Consider the following 373-nt stretch of genomic DNA (forward strand, 5'->3'; position numbering starts at 1 on the left):
TAAGTTAAGCGTCACCGGCGCCGTTTGTGATTGGTTGATCCCTGTTTTCGTTCGCCCTCTCCCCAACCCCTCTCCCGGCGGGAGAGGGGCTTTGAGGCTTAACTTAATGGCATTGGATTGGAGCCGCCCATGAAATTCCCCTACGGCATCAGTGATTTCGACGCGCTTATCACCAGACAATTCTATTACGCGGATCGCACGGACCAGATTCCATCATTGGAAGAAGCCGGCGACCAGCTGCTTTTTCTGCGCCCGCGCCGGTTCGGTAAGAGTCTGCTGTTGTCCATGCTGGAAAACTACTACGATCTCAACCAGGCGGATCGGTTCGAGCAGCTGTTCGGGGGACTTGCCATCGGCAAAAATCCCACCGCCG

At 55.8% G+C, this 373-nt stretch carries 1 protein-coding gene; it reads left to right on the plus strand.

The window, feature by feature from the left end:
* Positions 1-129 precede the first annotated feature (129 nt).
* Positions 130-373, plus strand: a 244-nt coding sequence (locus BQ17_RS14565; protein ID WP_176722446.1) for an AAA family ATPase, incomplete at its 3' end; no start/stop codon positions are given.

Origin of the sequence: Candidatus Thiosymbion oneisti (genome assembly GCF_900092655.1) — a bacterium.
Classification (GTDB): domain Bacteria; phylum Pseudomonadota; class Gammaproteobacteria; order Chromatiales; family Chromatiaceae; genus Thiosymbion; species Thiosymbion oneisti.